This is a genomic window from Acinetobacter sp. CAU_H_29a_1 (assembly GCF_058599505.1).
This window is the reverse complement of record NZ_CM178655.1, coordinates 1,142,088-1,155,540: the sequence shown is the minus strand read 5'-3', so window position 1 is coordinate 1,155,540 and position 13,453 is coordinate 1,142,088. Positions and strand designations below refer to the sequence as shown.

The 13,453-nt window shown below is 41.3% G+C and carries 15 protein-coding genes; 6 read left to right on the top strand and 9 right to left on the bottom strand.

Going from position 1 to position 13,453, the window contains the following annotated elements:
* Positions 1-73 precede the first annotated feature (73 nt).
* Together AC4MDD_RS05790 and AC4MDD_RS05785 are read left to right on the top strand one after the other, a co-directional pair.
* Positions 74-820 (top strand): AzlC family ABC transporter permease, encoded by a 747-nt coding sequence (locus AC4MDD_RS05790; protein WP_078426372.1) that lies wholly within the window; start codon positions 74-76, stop codon positions 818-820.
* Entirely contained in the window at positions 817-1,116 is a 300-nt protein-coding gene (locus AC4MDD_RS05785; protein WP_005400577.1) for an AzlD family protein, read from the top strand. Before AC4MDD_RS05790 ends, AC4MDD_RS05785 begins: the two co-directional genes overlap by 4 nt.
* A 12-nt stretch (positions 1,117-1,128) precedes the next feature.
* Here the strand turns inward: AC4MDD_RS05785 and AC4MDD_RS05780 are convergent, their stop codons facing one another.
* Positions 1,129-1,434 (bottom strand): hypothetical protein, encoded by a 306-nt coding sequence (locus AC4MDD_RS05780; RefSeq protein ID WP_004696167.1) that lies wholly within the window; start codon positions 1,432-1,434, stop codon positions 1,129-1,131.
* A 113-nt stretch (positions 1,435-1,547) separates the two neighbouring features.
* On the bottom strand, positions 1,548-2,582 hold the full coding sequence (gene gap / locus AC4MDD_RS05775; RefSeq protein WP_279691201.1) for a type I glyceraldehyde-3-phosphate dehydrogenase: 1,035 nt from the start codon (positions 2,580-2,582) through the stop codon (positions 1,548-1,550).
* A gap of 393 nt (positions 2,583-2,975) precedes the next feature.
* Here gap and alaS point away from each other — a divergent pair, with 393 nt between their 5' ends.
* The 3 genes from alaS (at position 2,976) to csrA (ending at position 7,544) form a co-directional block, all read left to right on the top strand.
* Positions 2,976-5,669, top strand: coding sequence for an alanine--tRNA ligase (gene alaS, locus AC4MDD_RS05770; protein WP_171355056.1), 2,694 nt, complete (start codon positions 2,976-2,978; stop codon positions 5,667-5,669).
* A 66-nt stretch (positions 5,670-5,735) separates the two neighbouring features.
* Positions 5,736-7,016, top strand: coding sequence for an aspartate kinase (locus AC4MDD_RS05765; protein ID WP_005400573.1), 1,281 nt, complete (start codon positions 5,736-5,738; stop codon positions 7,014-7,016).
* A 273-nt stretch (positions 7,017-7,289) separates the two neighbouring features.
* Positions 7,290-7,544: a carbon storage regulator CsrA gene (gene csrA / locus AC4MDD_RS05760; RefSeq protein WP_004696158.1), complete on the top strand. Its 255-nt coding sequence runs from the start codon at positions 7,290-7,292 to the stop codon at positions 7,542-7,544.
* 57 nt (positions 7,545-7,601) lie between these two features.
* Here the strand turns inward: csrA and rnhB are convergent, their stop codons facing one another.
* From rnhB to AC4MDD_RS05745, 3 genes are all read right to left on the bottom strand, one after another.
* Positions 7,602-8,180: a ribonuclease HII gene (rnhB, locus tag AC4MDD_RS05755; protein WP_114837582.1), complete on the bottom strand. Its 579-nt coding sequence runs from the start codon at positions 8,178-8,180 to the stop codon at positions 7,602-7,604.
* A gap of 62 nt (positions 8,181-8,242) precedes the next feature.
* A complete protein-coding gene (locus tag AC4MDD_RS05750; RefSeq protein WP_078389499.1) occupies positions 8,243-8,605 on the bottom strand; it encodes a hypothetical protein in 363 nt (120 codons plus the stop codon).
* Between the two features lie 137 nt (positions 8,606-8,742).
* Complete coding sequence (locus tag AC4MDD_RS05745) at positions 8,743-9,120, bottom strand: hypothetical protein (RefSeq protein ID WP_078389498.1); 378 nt, start codon at positions 9,118-9,120, stop codon at positions 8,743-8,745.
* A 236-nt stretch (positions 9,121-9,356) separates the two neighbouring features.
* On the opposite strand from AC4MDD_RS05745, the gene AC4MDD_RS05740 reads away from it, so the two are divergent.
* The gene (locus AC4MDD_RS05740; protein ID WP_004696150.1) at positions 9,357-9,911 is read left to right on the top strand and encodes a cytochrome b; all 555 of its coding nucleotides are present in this window, start codon (positions 9,357-9,359) and stop codon (positions 9,909-9,911) included.
* Between the two features lie 26 nt (positions 9,912-9,937).
* On the opposite strand, the gene AC4MDD_RS05735 is transcribed toward AC4MDD_RS05740, so the two are convergent.
* The 4 genes from AC4MDD_RS05735 to AC4MDD_RS05720 all read right to left on the bottom strand — a co-directional run bounded on the left by AC4MDD_RS05735 (position 9,938) and on the right by AC4MDD_RS05720 (position 13,356).
* A complete protein-coding gene (locus AC4MDD_RS05735; RefSeq protein WP_114837583.1) occupies positions 9,938-10,300 on the bottom strand; it encodes a hypothetical protein in 363 nt (120 codons plus the stop codon).
* A gap of 54 nt (positions 10,301-10,354) precedes the next feature.
* Positions 10,355-11,356: an adenosine deaminase gene (locus tag AC4MDD_RS05730; protein WP_114837584.1), complete on the bottom strand. Its 1,002-nt coding sequence runs from the start codon at positions 11,354-11,356 to the stop codon at positions 10,355-10,357.
* A 67-nt stretch (positions 11,357-11,423) separates the two neighbouring features.
* Positions 11,424-12,746: an NCS2 family permease gene (locus AC4MDD_RS05725; protein ID WP_004696144.1), complete on the bottom strand. Its 1,323-nt coding sequence runs from the start codon at positions 12,744-12,746 to the stop codon at positions 11,424-11,426.
* A gap of 412 nt (positions 12,747-13,158) precedes the next feature.
* Positions 13,159-13,356, bottom strand: a complete 198-nt coding sequence (locus tag AC4MDD_RS05720; protein ID WP_227557032.1) for a hypothetical protein — start codon at positions 13,354-13,356, stop codon at positions 13,159-13,161.
* Between the last annotated feature and the right edge of the window lie 97 nt (positions 13,357-13,453).

Below are 13,453 nucleotides of genomic sequence, written 5' to 3'. Positions count from 1 at the left end.
AAAAAATATCTCATAAAAAACATAAACTTATTCACCTACTGCACCAAAACCTAGCACGCATAGGCGATTTAAAATGTTCTCCCTTAGAAATACGACTCAAGAACTCAATGACTCCACCGATTACGTCGAGTTTAAACGTGGTATTAAAACATCTATCCCCATGCTGCTGGGCATTATTCCTTTTGCTTTGGTCTTAGGGACACAAGCCACTCAAAAAGGCTTTAGCCATTTAGAAGTTCCATTATTTACTGGCCTGAATTTTGCGGGCGGTTCCGAGTTTGCTGTGCTCGAAGTATGGACCAATCCACCAAATTTTGTCGTTTTAATTTTCATTACGTTCCTAGTCAATAGCCGTCACTTACTCATGGGCGCAAGTCTAGTGCCCTATTTACGCCATTTGCCTAATCGACAGGTTTTCCCTGCCCTGTTTTTCATGTGTGATGAAAGTTGGGCAGCAGCCCTTGCCGATGCAGAAAAGAAGAAAAAATTCGGGTTGCAACAGGCCTTTAGCATGTCCTACTACGCAGGTATCTGTTTTGCCCTGTACTTGATGTGGGTCAGTTTTACCAGCTTAGGGGCCATTCTTGGTCCTTTGCTAGGGGATGTTCACCGTTATGGGTTTGATATGGCCTTTGCTGCAGTATTTCTGGTTTTACTACGTGGCATGTGGAAAGGATTCAGTACAGCACGCCCTTGGCTTATCAGTCTAATTAGTGCGGTCATTGCTTATTTATATTTACCGACAGGTTGGTATGTGCCAATTGGTGCGCTCTGTGGCATCGCTTCTGCTTTCTTATTTATTCAGGAAGATGAGCTATGATCCACAGCACTACACTTATCGCGATTTTATTGGTCGCAGCTACCACTTATCTGACGCGTATATTGGGCTATGTTTTGCTGAAAAATAAAACTTTAAGCAACAAACAACGAAAGATTTTGGAAGTTGTTCCAGGCTGCGTGCTGATTTCAGTGATTGCACCTTATTTTGTCAAAGACAATGTCGCAGATCTACTCGCCATTGCCATCACTTTGATTGCAGCTTCACGCTTTTCACTACTACCAACCGTTGTAATTAGTATGCTGAGCGCGGCATTATTGCGTACCGTGCTCATCTAATAAACTTAATTTTTAGCGCTCAGGCTGTACGGCTTTAGCGAGAATATTCACCAATTCAGCATTTTGTAGCTCAACTTTTTGCAACTTAGACGTGGTCTGCTCGATCACTTCCTGTTGCACATGCATCTTTTTTGCAAGATCTTGCATAATTTCCAAGGTCTTTTTTAAATTTTCTTCAAGATGATGTACTTTTTCTTGCAGTTGATTTTGCTCTACGCTTGGATCGGTTTTATCTGCCTGATTTTTAAATTGAAACCAAATTAAAAATACGACAGCGACCGCCAACAGCAAAATAAATCCCCAAATTAAGATCAACATAAGCACCACTCTACATTATTTTTCATTTATAGATTCATGATAACCACAAGTCTGTATTCGGTCTATGCCTATCATCTTGTTTTCAGAGTAAAAATGCTTAAAAATAAAGACCTTTAGGTAGTTAACGCACTAAAAGATTCACACAAATCTAATAAGCGGTTTGCATAGCCCCACTCATTGTCATACCACGCAAAGACTTTAGCTTGATGCCCCACCACCATGGTTTGCGTTAAATCAACAATAAGTGAATAGGGTGAATGATTAAAATCCGAAGATACCAAAGGTTCATCCGTCACATCCATAATTTCACGGTAGTCTGACTTCGCCGCTTGAATCAGCACTTCATTAATTTTATGGTCGGTAATTGGTGTTTGCGAAATAAAGGTCAAATCAATTGCCGCCACATTAATGGTTGGCACACGAATCGAATAACCATCGATACGATCGGCCATTTTTGGCATGACTTGTTTTAAAGCACCAAGCGCTGACGATGTGGTGGGAATAATATTTTGACCTGAAGCACGAGCACGTCTTAAATCACGATGCGCATGATCCAATACAGACTGATCGGCAGTCACTGCATGAATTTCGGTCATGAGCGCAGTATCAATTCCAAAAGCATCATCAATGATTTTAACCAAAGGCACTAAGGCCTGCGTAGTACATGACACACTGGAAATAATTTGGTCACTGACTTTGACCTCATGGTGATTCACCCCATACACAATGGCGGCATCAACCGAGTCAAAAGGTGCCGCGCCAATAATGACCCGCTTTGCACCTGCACTGATATGCCCTGTTGCTGCTTCACGCGAGCGAAATAAACCTGTGCACTCTAGAACCACGTCTACATGGAGGCTTGACCAAGGTAAATCCTGCGGGTTTGCCTGACGCAAGACTTCAACTTTGAGCTGCGCTTGATCTTTAGAAAGATGTAAATAAATTCTTTCATTTTCATAACTTAAATCGACTTTTCCCGGAAAGCGCCCATGCGTGGTGTCATATTTAAATAAATGCAATAAGGTTTCTACATCTGCTACATCATTTACCGCGACGATTTCAAACTGAAAGTTCTTTGGATTTTCAAACCAAGCGCGTAGTACATTACGTCCGATTCGACCAAATCCATTTATCGCCACTCGTTGCATGACTTGCCCTTATTTATAAAATGATGAAAGATAAATCAGGCCTATATTAATGGATTTATACAGATTTGGTTAAGCTTTCTTTTTCTATCATCCATCAGTGAAGATGATGAATATGAACCCTTAAGTCATAAATTGATCTACCTAACCACCTCGGACCAATCAGCTCATTTCCATGAAATGATATAAATATCCAACAATAACAAGCAAAATCTTAGAACTATCGAATACATAGAAATGTCATCAATTCGCCTTAAAGTGATTGGTGCAATATCCTTTTTCCGTTATAATTTGGCGTTTTAAAATTTTTAAGCCAGTATCTGAAGTCAGCGTATTTAGAATAAGACTAACTTCAGCTACTATTAGCCAAATCGAAAATTATGGAGTGACTTGGTTGTGAGTACTCGTTTTATGACATCAGCTGAAATCCGCGAAGCTTTTTTAAGCTACTTTGAATCGCAAGGACATACACGTGTCGCGTCGAGTTCTCTAGTTCCCGCCAACGACCCTACTTTGTTGTTTACCAATGCGGGTATGAACCAATTTAAAGATTGTTTCTTAGGCCTAGAAAAACGTGATTATGTACGTGCAGTGTCTTCACAAAAGTGTGTCCGCGCAGGTGGTAAACACAACGACTTAGACAATGTCGGTTATACCGCACGTCACCATACCTTCTTTGAAATGTTAGGTAACTTCTCATTTGGCGACTACTTCAAACGTGATGCAATCAAATTTGCATGGGATTTTCTCACTGGTGAAGCTTGGTTAGCTCTGCCTAAAGACAAACTCTATGCAACGGTTTACCACACTGACGACGAAGCATTTGACATCTGGAACAAAGAAATTGGTTTAGATGCTAGCCGTATTATCCGTATTGGCGACAACAAAGGCGGCCAATACGCATCAGATAATTTCTGGGCAATGGGTGATACAGGTCCATGTGGTCCATGTTCTGAAATCTTCTTTGACCATGGCGACCATATTTGGGGTGGCTTACCAGGCACACCTGAAGAAGATGGCGACCGTTTCATTGAAATCTGGAACAACGTCTTCATGCAGTTCAACCGCACTGCAGATGGCGTATTACACCCTCTTCCGGCGCCTTCTGTTGATACAGGCATGGGCTTAGAGCGTATTTCTGCAGTTTTACAACACGTTAACTCAAACTACGAAATTGACCTGTTCCAGCACTTACTCAAAGCGGCCGCTGAAATTATTGGTTTAGATACCGCTGCACTTGAAGCAGAAGCTCGCGAAAAAGGTACACCTGTTCAGTACCCTGCATCACTTAAAGTGGTTGCGGATCACGCACGTTCATGTTCATTCCTGATTGCTGATGGTGTAAACCCATCAAATGAAGGCCGTGGTTATGTACTTCGCCGTATTATCCGTCGTGCAGTACGTCATGGTAATAAGCTGGGTGCAACAGGTTCATTCTTCCATAAAATGTTGCAACCTTTAATTGAAGTGATGGGTCAAGCTTACCCAGAACTTGAAGCACAAAAGGCACGTATTGAAGCGCAATTACTGAAAGAAGAAGAGCAATTTGCTAAAACCTTAGAGCAAGGTTTGAAATTGCTTGAAGGTGAATTGGCTCAACTGAAAGGTTCTGTAATTCCAGGTGAAGTGGTGTTTAAACTGTATGATACTTACGGTTTCCCAACTGACCTGACTGCTGACATCGCTCGTGAACGTGATTTAACCATTGATGAAGCTGGCTTTGAAGTTGAAATGGCAGCTCAACGTCAACGTGCACGCGATGCAGGTAAATTCGCCATTGACTACAACTCTGTTGTTAAAGTTGAAGGCGAAACTCAGTTTGACGGCTATGACGCAACAGTTGGCGAAGGTCAAATTATCGCGATCTATAAAGATGGCGAACAAGTTGATGAAGTGGTTGAAGGTGACGAAGCCCTCATCGTACTGAACCAAACCCCGTTCTATGCAGAAAGCGGCGGTCAAATTGGTGACACGGGTATTTTCAAAAACGACACAGGTATTTTTGAAGTCCAGGACACCAAGAAATCGGGCGGCGCTTTTGTACACCAAGGTATCGTGACTGTAGGTAGCATTAAGCTTGCTCAAAATGTTGAAGCAACAGTTAAAGCAGACATCCGTGCTGCAACTGCGCGCAACCACTCTGCAACTCACCTTTTGCATGCTGCACTACGTCAAATCTTAGGTGAGCACGTACAACAGAAAGGCTCATTGGTTGCGTCAGACATCTTACGTTTTGACTTTGCCAACGATCAGCCTGTTTCGTTTGAACAACTTCAAGAAATTGAACGCTTAGTCAATGCTGAAGTGATTGCAAATACAGCAGTAAGTACTGAACTTCTTGACATCGAATCTGCTAAAGCAAAAGGTGCGATGATGTTGTTCGGTGAAAAATATGGCGATGAAGTTCGTGTACTTTCAATGGGTTCAATCATTGAAGAGAAAAACTTCTCAATCGAGCTGTGCGGTGGTATTCACGTTAAACGCACAGGCGACATTGGCTTGTTTAAAATCACTTCTGAAGGTGGTGTAGCTGCGGGTGTACGTCGTATTGAAGCGGTAACGGGTACCAAAGCCATTGAAGTTACTCAAAAAGCTGACCGTGATATCAATACCATCAATGGTTTACTAAAAGCTCAAAAAGACCAAACTTTAGAAAAAGTTGAAGCCTTAGTCGACACAGCATCAAGCTTGCAAAAGCAGATTGAGCAACTCAATCAAAAACTTGCCAGCTTCCAAGCTGCTGAACTGCTTAGCCAAGTTCAAACGCTTGCGGGTCGTCAAACGCTAATCACGACTGTTCAAAACATGGATGCGAAATCACTTCGCAACCTACATGACGGTGTGAAATCAAAATTAGAAAATGCAGTCATCGTACTTGCTGGTGTTGAAGGTGACAAAGTTAGCCTGATTGCATCTGTAGCAAAAGACTTTACTGCTTCTATTAAAGCAGGTGACATCATCAAACATCTAGCAACTGAGCTCGGTGGTAAAGGTGGTGGCAAACCTGACTTAGCACAAGGTGGCGCGCCACTAAACGAGAAGTTTGCAACAGTGATGGCAGATTTAACTGCTTGGCTTGAAGCGAAATAAAACTTCACCTTTTGTGTAACTGACCCTGAATGATGCATTCAGGGTCATGGTTTATATGGAACAACTATGGCATTAATCGTTCAAAAATATGGCGGTACCTCTATGGGTACTCCAGAGCGCATTTTAAATGTTGCTCGTCGTGTAAAGCGTTGGCATGACCACGGCCACAAGGTTGTAGTGGTTGTATCAGCAATGAGTGGCGAAACCAATCGTCTACTTGCTTTAGCGAAAGCCATTACCGAAACCCCTGACCCACGAGAATTAGACCAAATGGTTTCTACGGGTGAACAGGTAACGATTTCAATGTTAGCAATGGCGCTCAATTCTATTGGCGTTGAAGCTAAGTCACTTACAGGTCGCCAAGTCGGTATCAAAACGGACAATGCGTTTACTAAAGCACGTATCGAATCAATTGATACTGACACCATGACTGCGCATTTAGATGCCGGTCGTGTGATCGTGGTTGCTGGTTTCCAAGGCTTCGATGCCGATGGCAACACCACCACCCTCGGCCGTGGCGGTTCAGATACTTCTGGTGTAGCACTTGCTGCGGCATTAAAAGCAGATGAATGCCAAATCTATACCGATGTAGATGGCGTTTATACGACTGACCCACGCGTTGCACCAAAAGCGAAAAAAGTAGACCGTATTTCATTTGAAGAAATGCTGGAAATGGCATCACTTGGTTCAAAAGTTCTACAAATTCGCTCGGTTGAATTTGCAGGAAAATACCAAGTGCCTTTACGCGTATTATCAAGTTTTGATAATGACGATGATGGCGCATTCGACGAAGAATTTAAAAAGAACGTCGGAACACTAATCACCACTGAGGCGGAAGACAACATGGAACAACCAATTATCTCTGGTATCGCATTTAACCGTGACGAAGCTAAACTTACGATTCTAGGTGTTCCTGATGAACCAGGTATTGCATCTAAAATTTTATCGCCAATTGGTAATGCCAACATTGAAGTGGATATGATTATCCAAAATGTTGAAGAAGATGGTACAACTGACTTCACCTTCACGGTAAACCGCGGCGAACTTGCAAAAGCAACAAAAATTCTTCAAGAAACTGCTCAAGCCATTGGTGCGCGCGAAGTTGCTACACGTGACGACATTGTTAAAGTGTCAATCGTAGGTGTTGGTATGCGTTCACACGCAGGTGTTGCAAGTAAAATGTTCACTGCCTTGGCTGATGAAGGCATCAACATTTTGATGATCTCAACTTCAGAAATCAAAATTTCTGTGATTATTGAAGAAAACTACCTAGAACTTGCTGTACGTTCTCTACACACTGCTTTCGGTTTAGACCGTGAACACGGTGAATCAAGCGCACGTGCTTAAGCAATCTTGCGAAAAACTTGTCATTGTCTGACAGTTTTTGCAAAAGACTACAAAAATCAGGAGCCACTATAGTTTTTTCTATAGTGGCTCTGTTATATTAAGCCCGAGGCTTTCTTAAATTTAGATGAATGTTATACCTAATGTCACTAGATATCTAAAAATTCAAGTGTCATGCGGTTGTATTAAACATTTGTTTAAATTTTTTTAAATACAAAAAATTATGTATTTTACTTTAGTACAACTGCAGGTTTAGCGTTTTGCAAGGAGATAAACATGCTGATTTTGACCCGACGCGTCGGTGAAACATTAATGATTGGGGATCAAGTAAGTGTTACTGTACTTGGTGTCAAAGGCAACCAAGTTCGTATTGGTGTCAATGCTCCCAAAGAAGTATCTGTACATCGTGAAGAGATTTATCAACGCATTCAGCATGAACGTGCAATGCATGAACATCTTCAACATCTTGATCAGGATTACCAGCCTGCATTTGAAGATGAAGGTTCACAGCAGAATAATTTCAATCGTTAAGATTGAAACATTCAGATATAAAGCGGCCCGATTGGCCGCTTTAAATTTTTACCCAGTCTATTTTTGCTCAAGTACCTCGATCACTTTCTTTACAGGCCCAAAACTACGACGATGCTCGTCGATAACCCCATGTTCAGCAATCGCTTCAAAGTGCGCTTTGGTTGGATAACCTTTGTGTTTGGCAAATCCAAACTGAGGATATTTTCGATCCATCTCAATCATTTGATGATCACGTGTCACTTTGGCCAAAATACTCGCCGCTGAGATTTCAGCATGTAAAGCATCCCCACCCACAATTGCCTCACAGCTCATACTCAAGCCTTGTGGAATTTTATTACCATCAACCAAGACATGTTCAGGCTGTATTGCAAGCTGTTCAACCGCGCGGCGCATCGCAAGCAAAGATGCTTGTAAAATGTTGATCTCATCAATTTCAGCAGCACTCGCCTCAGCAATCGCCCATGCCAATGCTTTTTCCTTAATTTCGACAAAAAGTTTTTCACGTTTTTTTTCGGTCAGTTTTTTGGAATCATTTAACCCTTGTATCGGGTTATTCGGGTCTAATATTACCGCAGCAGCGACCACTGAACCCACCAAAGGGCCGCGCCCTGCCTCATCTGCACCTGCAATTTGCATTTTCTACTCTCATAAAAAATGGCTGATCAACAGCCATTTTAAAAACTTAACAATTTATTGGCTTAGTTTAGCATTTCAGAGGCGCATGTGGCTGTTGTTTTTGTTGCTGCTAAAGCGCTATAGGTTGCCTTTGCTTTGGGATCAATTGCCGCCAAAGCCAACTGCTCTTTAGACAACACTTTGGGCGAGTTATCACCCACACAGTTGCAGACTTCACGTTTTTTCTTCTGTTTTTGGTCTTCAGATAACAGCTTACTGCCCACAACCCATGTCGGATTAGTTTCGATTTCATCCATACATTTTGCATGTGAGGCCATTTTAATAGCCGAAATTCCATCATCATCTGAGCTAGATAAAGGATTCGACACACACGCGGAAAGCATAAGCGAGCCAAACAAACAGAGAATTAACTTATCATTTTTCATACAGATACACCCTTTGTTGTAAAAGAAATCAGGCTTCAATTGTTATTATTCACATCAATATAAAAGATAAACGCCAAAAAGTACAAAAAACCGCAAAGAAGCGAGGCATGTCCCCCGCTTCTTTGATATATCACAACTTAATTCACCACTTCAGCCACACATGCATTGATGGTTTTCGTCACAGCATTGCTAATAATGGTTGTACGCGCCGCAGGGTCAATGGCCGCTGTTGCCACATCGACAGCGGTAATATTTTGTGGGGCTTTCTCACTGACACAACCACAAATTTCGGTTTGAATATCGGTTTTTTGATCAGCCGTCATAAATTTGGTTGCTGTTTTCCATGCTGGCAGATTATTCAACTCAGTCGTACATTTTGCATTAATGGCAATTTTAAGCGCTGCTGTACCCAGTTGTTGTGTGGTGGTCGTCGTATTGGTCGTTGCTATATCAGTCGTTGTACAAGCCGAAAGGATCAAAGCCAAAGGAGCAAGCACTGCAATCATTTTTTTCACGGAGTTATCCATTTATAACAGTTAAAGTGCGCGTATTTTGCCGAATCTTTGCTATTTACGGAAACACTATTTCCATGCCATTTTAATATCTTTCGCTTATTGCACAGTTTTAGATCAGACATGCGCCACTGGTCTGTACAGCGTTGCAGAATATCAACGCTATGTTGCATCTACTACATTTTTGACCTATCTATAGTTCTATAAAATAGCGCAGCATAAAAATGGATGTGAATCTAATGAACTCGGCAAATACCCATTACACGCGTACTGCTCAAATCCTGCATTGGCTCATGGCAATTATCTTTATTGCTGCTTGGCTGATTGGGTTTTATAGCGGAAACTTCCTCAGTTATGATGCTGATGGTAGCTTTAAAGGGGATGTCATTACCTTACATAAGAACATTGCAACCACGATTATCTTTCTAGTAGTGATTCGTATCTTTTGGCGTTATACCCACCCTGCACCCAAACTTCCAGACAGTATGTCGCCGTTAATGCAAAAAATGGCACACCTCGGTCATTTGGCTTTATATTTCATTTTGTTGGCTTTGCCAATTACTGGCTGTTTATTTAGCTGGAGTGCTGGGCACCCTGCACCTGTATTGTACCTTTTTGAAATTCCCCGTTTAGTACAAGACAACCCTGAATTACTCGCGATCGTGAAACCTTTACATATCTGGATTTCATGGGCTGCAGGATTGCTGTTAGTGGGTCATATTGCAGCAGCACTGAAACACCACTTTATTGATAAAGATAATGTGTTAAATAGCATGACCAAACAAGCAAAGTAAGACCAAGTTGAATTAGCCTAAAAGCATCAATCTGTTGCTTTTAGGACTTCATCCACCACACATCCTTTCAGCGTATTCAACACACCCTGTTGTACCACCTGTTTTTTGACTTGTTCATCAACCACTGCGCGCAACAAAGTTGTTGCTGGAATATCGTTTAACGCATTTTCACCCACGCAACCACAGATTTGCGTTTGGAGCTGATTCTTTTTCTCTTCACCAAGCAATGCTGTACTGACTTTCCACAACCTTGTCGCTTCAAGCTCTACACCGCACTGATACACCACCACAGGCTTTAGTAGTTTTTGCGTTAACCCAATATCCGTTTTGAGCAAATAAACTGCAAAGAGCACAAAAATAACCACAAGCAATGCAATGATTTTTTTCATATCGACCTCACATAAAAAAGACAGAGCGAACTCTGTCTTTAAAAGGACATTAGATTAAGCAATGGCTACAATTTCAGCCGCCCATTTTTGCTTCTCTTCTGCCGAAATAAACGACGCTTCAAAAGAGTTCAACGCCAATTGTTTTAGCTCAGCTGCTGTTAAGTCTAACGCATCTGTAATGGCAATAAAGTTATCATTCATATAACCACCAAAGTACGATGGATCGTCTGAATTTACTGTTACTTGCACACCTTGTTGCAACAAACGGCGGATATTGTGCTGTGCCATATCGTCAACGACACATAACTTTAAGTTACTGAGTGGACAAACTGTCAGTGGCATTTTCTCTGCGATCAAACGCTGCATTAATACAGGATCTTCTTCAGAACGCACACCGTGGTCAATACGATTCACTTTAAGCAAATCTAAAGCTTCCCACACATATTCTGCTGGACCTTCTTCACCCGCATGTGCCACCACTAAAAAGCCTGCTTCACGTGCTTTAGCAAAGACACGTTCAAACTTTGAAGGAGGATGCCCAACTTCACTTGAGTCCAAGCCCACAGCAATGATTTGATCTTTATAAGGCAATGCTTGCGCTAAAGTTTCAAGGGCTGCTTCTTCACTTAAATGACGCAAGAAACACATAATCAAATGCGAACTAATGCCAAATTTTGCCTTGGCATCATCACATGCGCGTTGCAGACCATTAATCACTGTTTCAAAAGCAATATCACGGTCTGTATGCGTTTGTGGGTCAAAGAACATTTCGGTATGTACTACACGATCTTCTGCACATTTTTCAAAATACGCCCAAGCCAAGTCATAAAAGTCTTGCTCATGAATCAGTACATTTGCGCCTGCATAATAGATGTCTAAAAATGATTGTAGATTGTGAAAATTATAAGCCTGTTTCACTTCTTCAACCGACTTATAAGGAATGTCTATTTGATTACGCTGTGCGATTGCAAACATGAGTTCTGGCTCAAATGTCCCTTCAATATGCACATGCAATTCAGCTTTTGGTAAAGCACGAATGAGCTCCAATTGACTCATAACTTTTCCTCTTTAAAAATAAAAAAGGGCGTAAACTGAGTTTACACCCTTATCACTATTTGATGAATTAGCCACCAAATAACGCGAATTTTAATGCCCAAAGCACAGCTACAATCCACACCATGTACGGTACAGTCGCCGCTTTACCGGTGAACAATTTAACCAATGCATAGCTAATAAAGCCCATCGCAATACCATCTGCAATTGAGTAGGTAAATGGCATAAATACAATGGTTAAGAACGCAGGTACGGCTTCAGTAATATCATCCCAATCAATATGGGTAATCCCCTGAATCATTAACACGCCAACAAATAACAATGCTGGAGCTGTTGCAAAACCGGGTACAGATTGAGCTAAGGGTGCTAAAAACAAACATAAGATAAATAACACACCGACCACAACTGCGGTTAAACCTGTACGGCCACCAGCAGCAACGCCCGCAGACGACTCAATATATGGTGTTGTCGAAGATGTACCTAATGCTGCACCTGCAACAATTGCGGTTGAGTCTGCAAATAATGCTTTTTTCAAACGTGGAAGCTTGCCATCTTTCAGTAAGCCTGCACGGTGTGACACACCCACCAATGTACCTGTTGAGTCAAATAAATCGACCAAGAAGAATACAAAAATGACACCCACTAAGCTTGCTGTAAATAGGCCTTCAAAGTCCATTTGCATGAATGTTGGAGCAATTGATGGAATCTCACCAACAACACCTTTGAACTCGCTTAAGCCCATGGCTGTTGAAATTGCAGTTAAAGCCAAGATACTGATAATAATGGCACCACGCACTTTAAAGTGATGCAGTACAACCACCATCAAGAAGCCAAATAAAGCCAAAAGAACCGTCGGTTGCTTTAAGTCGCCCAATCCAACCAAAGTCGCTGGATTGTCCACAATAACGCCTGCATTTTTTAAAGCAATCAACGCAAGGAATAAACCAATTCCGCCGCCAATCGCAAGCTTAAGCGACATTGGGATTGCATTCACAATGGCTTCACGGATCTTAAACATACTGATCGCAATGAACACTAAACCTGATACAAACACTGCAGCTAAAGCAGTCTGCCAAGGCACACCCATACCCATACACACCGAATAGGTAAAGTAAGCGTTTAAGCCCATACCCGGTGCCAATGCAATTGGATAATTTGCAACAATACCCATAACCAAACAGCCAATTGCGGCTGCAAGACAAGTCGCTACAAAGACAGCACCATGATCCATCCCCGTTTCGGATAAAATCATTGGATTCACAATAATGATGTAACACATAGTTAAGAATGTGGTTACACCTGCAAGAAGCTCTGTACGAAAACTGGTTTTATTTTCACTCAGTTTGAACATACGCTCGAGCATATTTTCTGAAGATGGATTAGGAGTCGTCATGACCTAGCCCCTGTAAATAAACTTTTAAAACTGTATAACTGCCAAAAAATTTCGACACTCAGTATGATGAAAATCTGATTAAATTTCTGGAAGTTAAAGCAATGAATATGCCAAATTTCCTCAATTCAGGAAAAGTTTATTTAGCCATGAATGGTTCAAACGCAGGGTCGAACCATATATACCTAAACAAAAAAGCCGCATAAACTGTATGCAGCTTTCAACAAAAACGTCATTTTAGACTCAAAATCTAAAATTCAATATATCTTGGCGCGAATTATAACACACTGATTTTTAATTGTTTTAAATTTATTTTTAATTAAAATTCAACATGATAAGTCATTTACACATGATTTTATTCTATCTTAAGCGTCAAAGTACTTTAATGGAGACCTGATCGATTATTGCTTCAGCATCACTTTGAAAACGAGCTATTGACTTTTTCAGGCACGACCTTTGCCTTTGAGAGAGGACTCAACTTTTGCACTTTAGGCTCAGTACTGTTCATGAGTTGATTCAACTGTTGCTGTTTTTTCGTTTCTGTATCCTGAAAAACAACAAACCCAAGCAAACAAACAGCAGCCACAAAAATAGGGATTAGAATTTTTTTCATGACATTCACAATATCCACAACTGCTTTAGCATGATTACAAATCATAACAAATAATACAAAGGGCCACACATTTATCAGATAAAAAGTATCTTCACAC

Coding starts and splice junctions, on each gene's coding strand:
- AC4MDD_RS05790 (WP_078426372.1), top strand. CDS start 74: ATGTTCTCCCTTAGAAATACGACTCAAGAACTCAATGACTCCACCGAT.
- AC4MDD_RS05785 (WP_005400577.1), top strand. CDS start 817: ATGATCCACAGCACTACACTTATCGCGATTTTATTGGTCGCAGCTACC.
- AC4MDD_RS05780 (WP_004696167.1), bottom strand. CDS start 1,434: ATGTTGATCTTAATTTGGGGATTTATTTTGCTGTTGGCGGTCGCTGTC.
- gap (WP_279691201.1), bottom strand. CDS start 2,582: ATGCAACGAGTGGCGATAAATGGATTTGGTCGAATCGGACGTAATGTA.
- AC4MDD_RS05765 (WP_005400573.1), top strand. CDS start 5,736: ATGGCATTAATCGTTCAAAAATATGGCGGTACCTCTATGGGTACTCCA.
- csrA (WP_004696158.1), top strand. CDS start 7,290: ATGCTGATTTTGACCCGACGCGTCGGTGAAACATTAATGATTGGGGAT.
- rnhB (WP_114837582.1), bottom strand. CDS start 8,180: ATGCAAATTGCAGGTGCAGATGAGGCAGGGCGCGGCCCTTTGGTGGGT.
- AC4MDD_RS05750 (WP_078389499.1), bottom strand. CDS start 8,605: ATGAAAAATGATAAGTTAATTCTCTGTTTGTTTGGCTCGCTTATGCTT.
- AC4MDD_RS05740 (WP_004696150.1), top strand. CDS start 9,357: ATGAACTCGGCAAATACCCATTACACGCGTACTGCTCAAATCCTGCAT.
- AC4MDD_RS05735 (WP_114837583.1), bottom strand. CDS start 10,300: ATGAAAAAAATCATTGCATTGCTTGTGGTTATTTTTGTGCTCTTTGCA.
- AC4MDD_RS05730 (WP_114837584.1), bottom strand. CDS start 11,356: ATGAGTCAATTGGAGCTCATTCGTGCTTTACCAAAAGCTGAATTGCAT.
- AC4MDD_RS05725 (WP_004696144.1), bottom strand. CDS start 12,746: ATGACGACTCCTAATCCATCTTCAGAAAATATGCTCGAGCGTATGTTC.
- AC4MDD_RS05720 (WP_227557032.1), bottom strand. CDS start 13,356: ATGAAAAAAATTCTAATCCCTATTTTTGTGGCTGCTGTTTGTTTGCTT.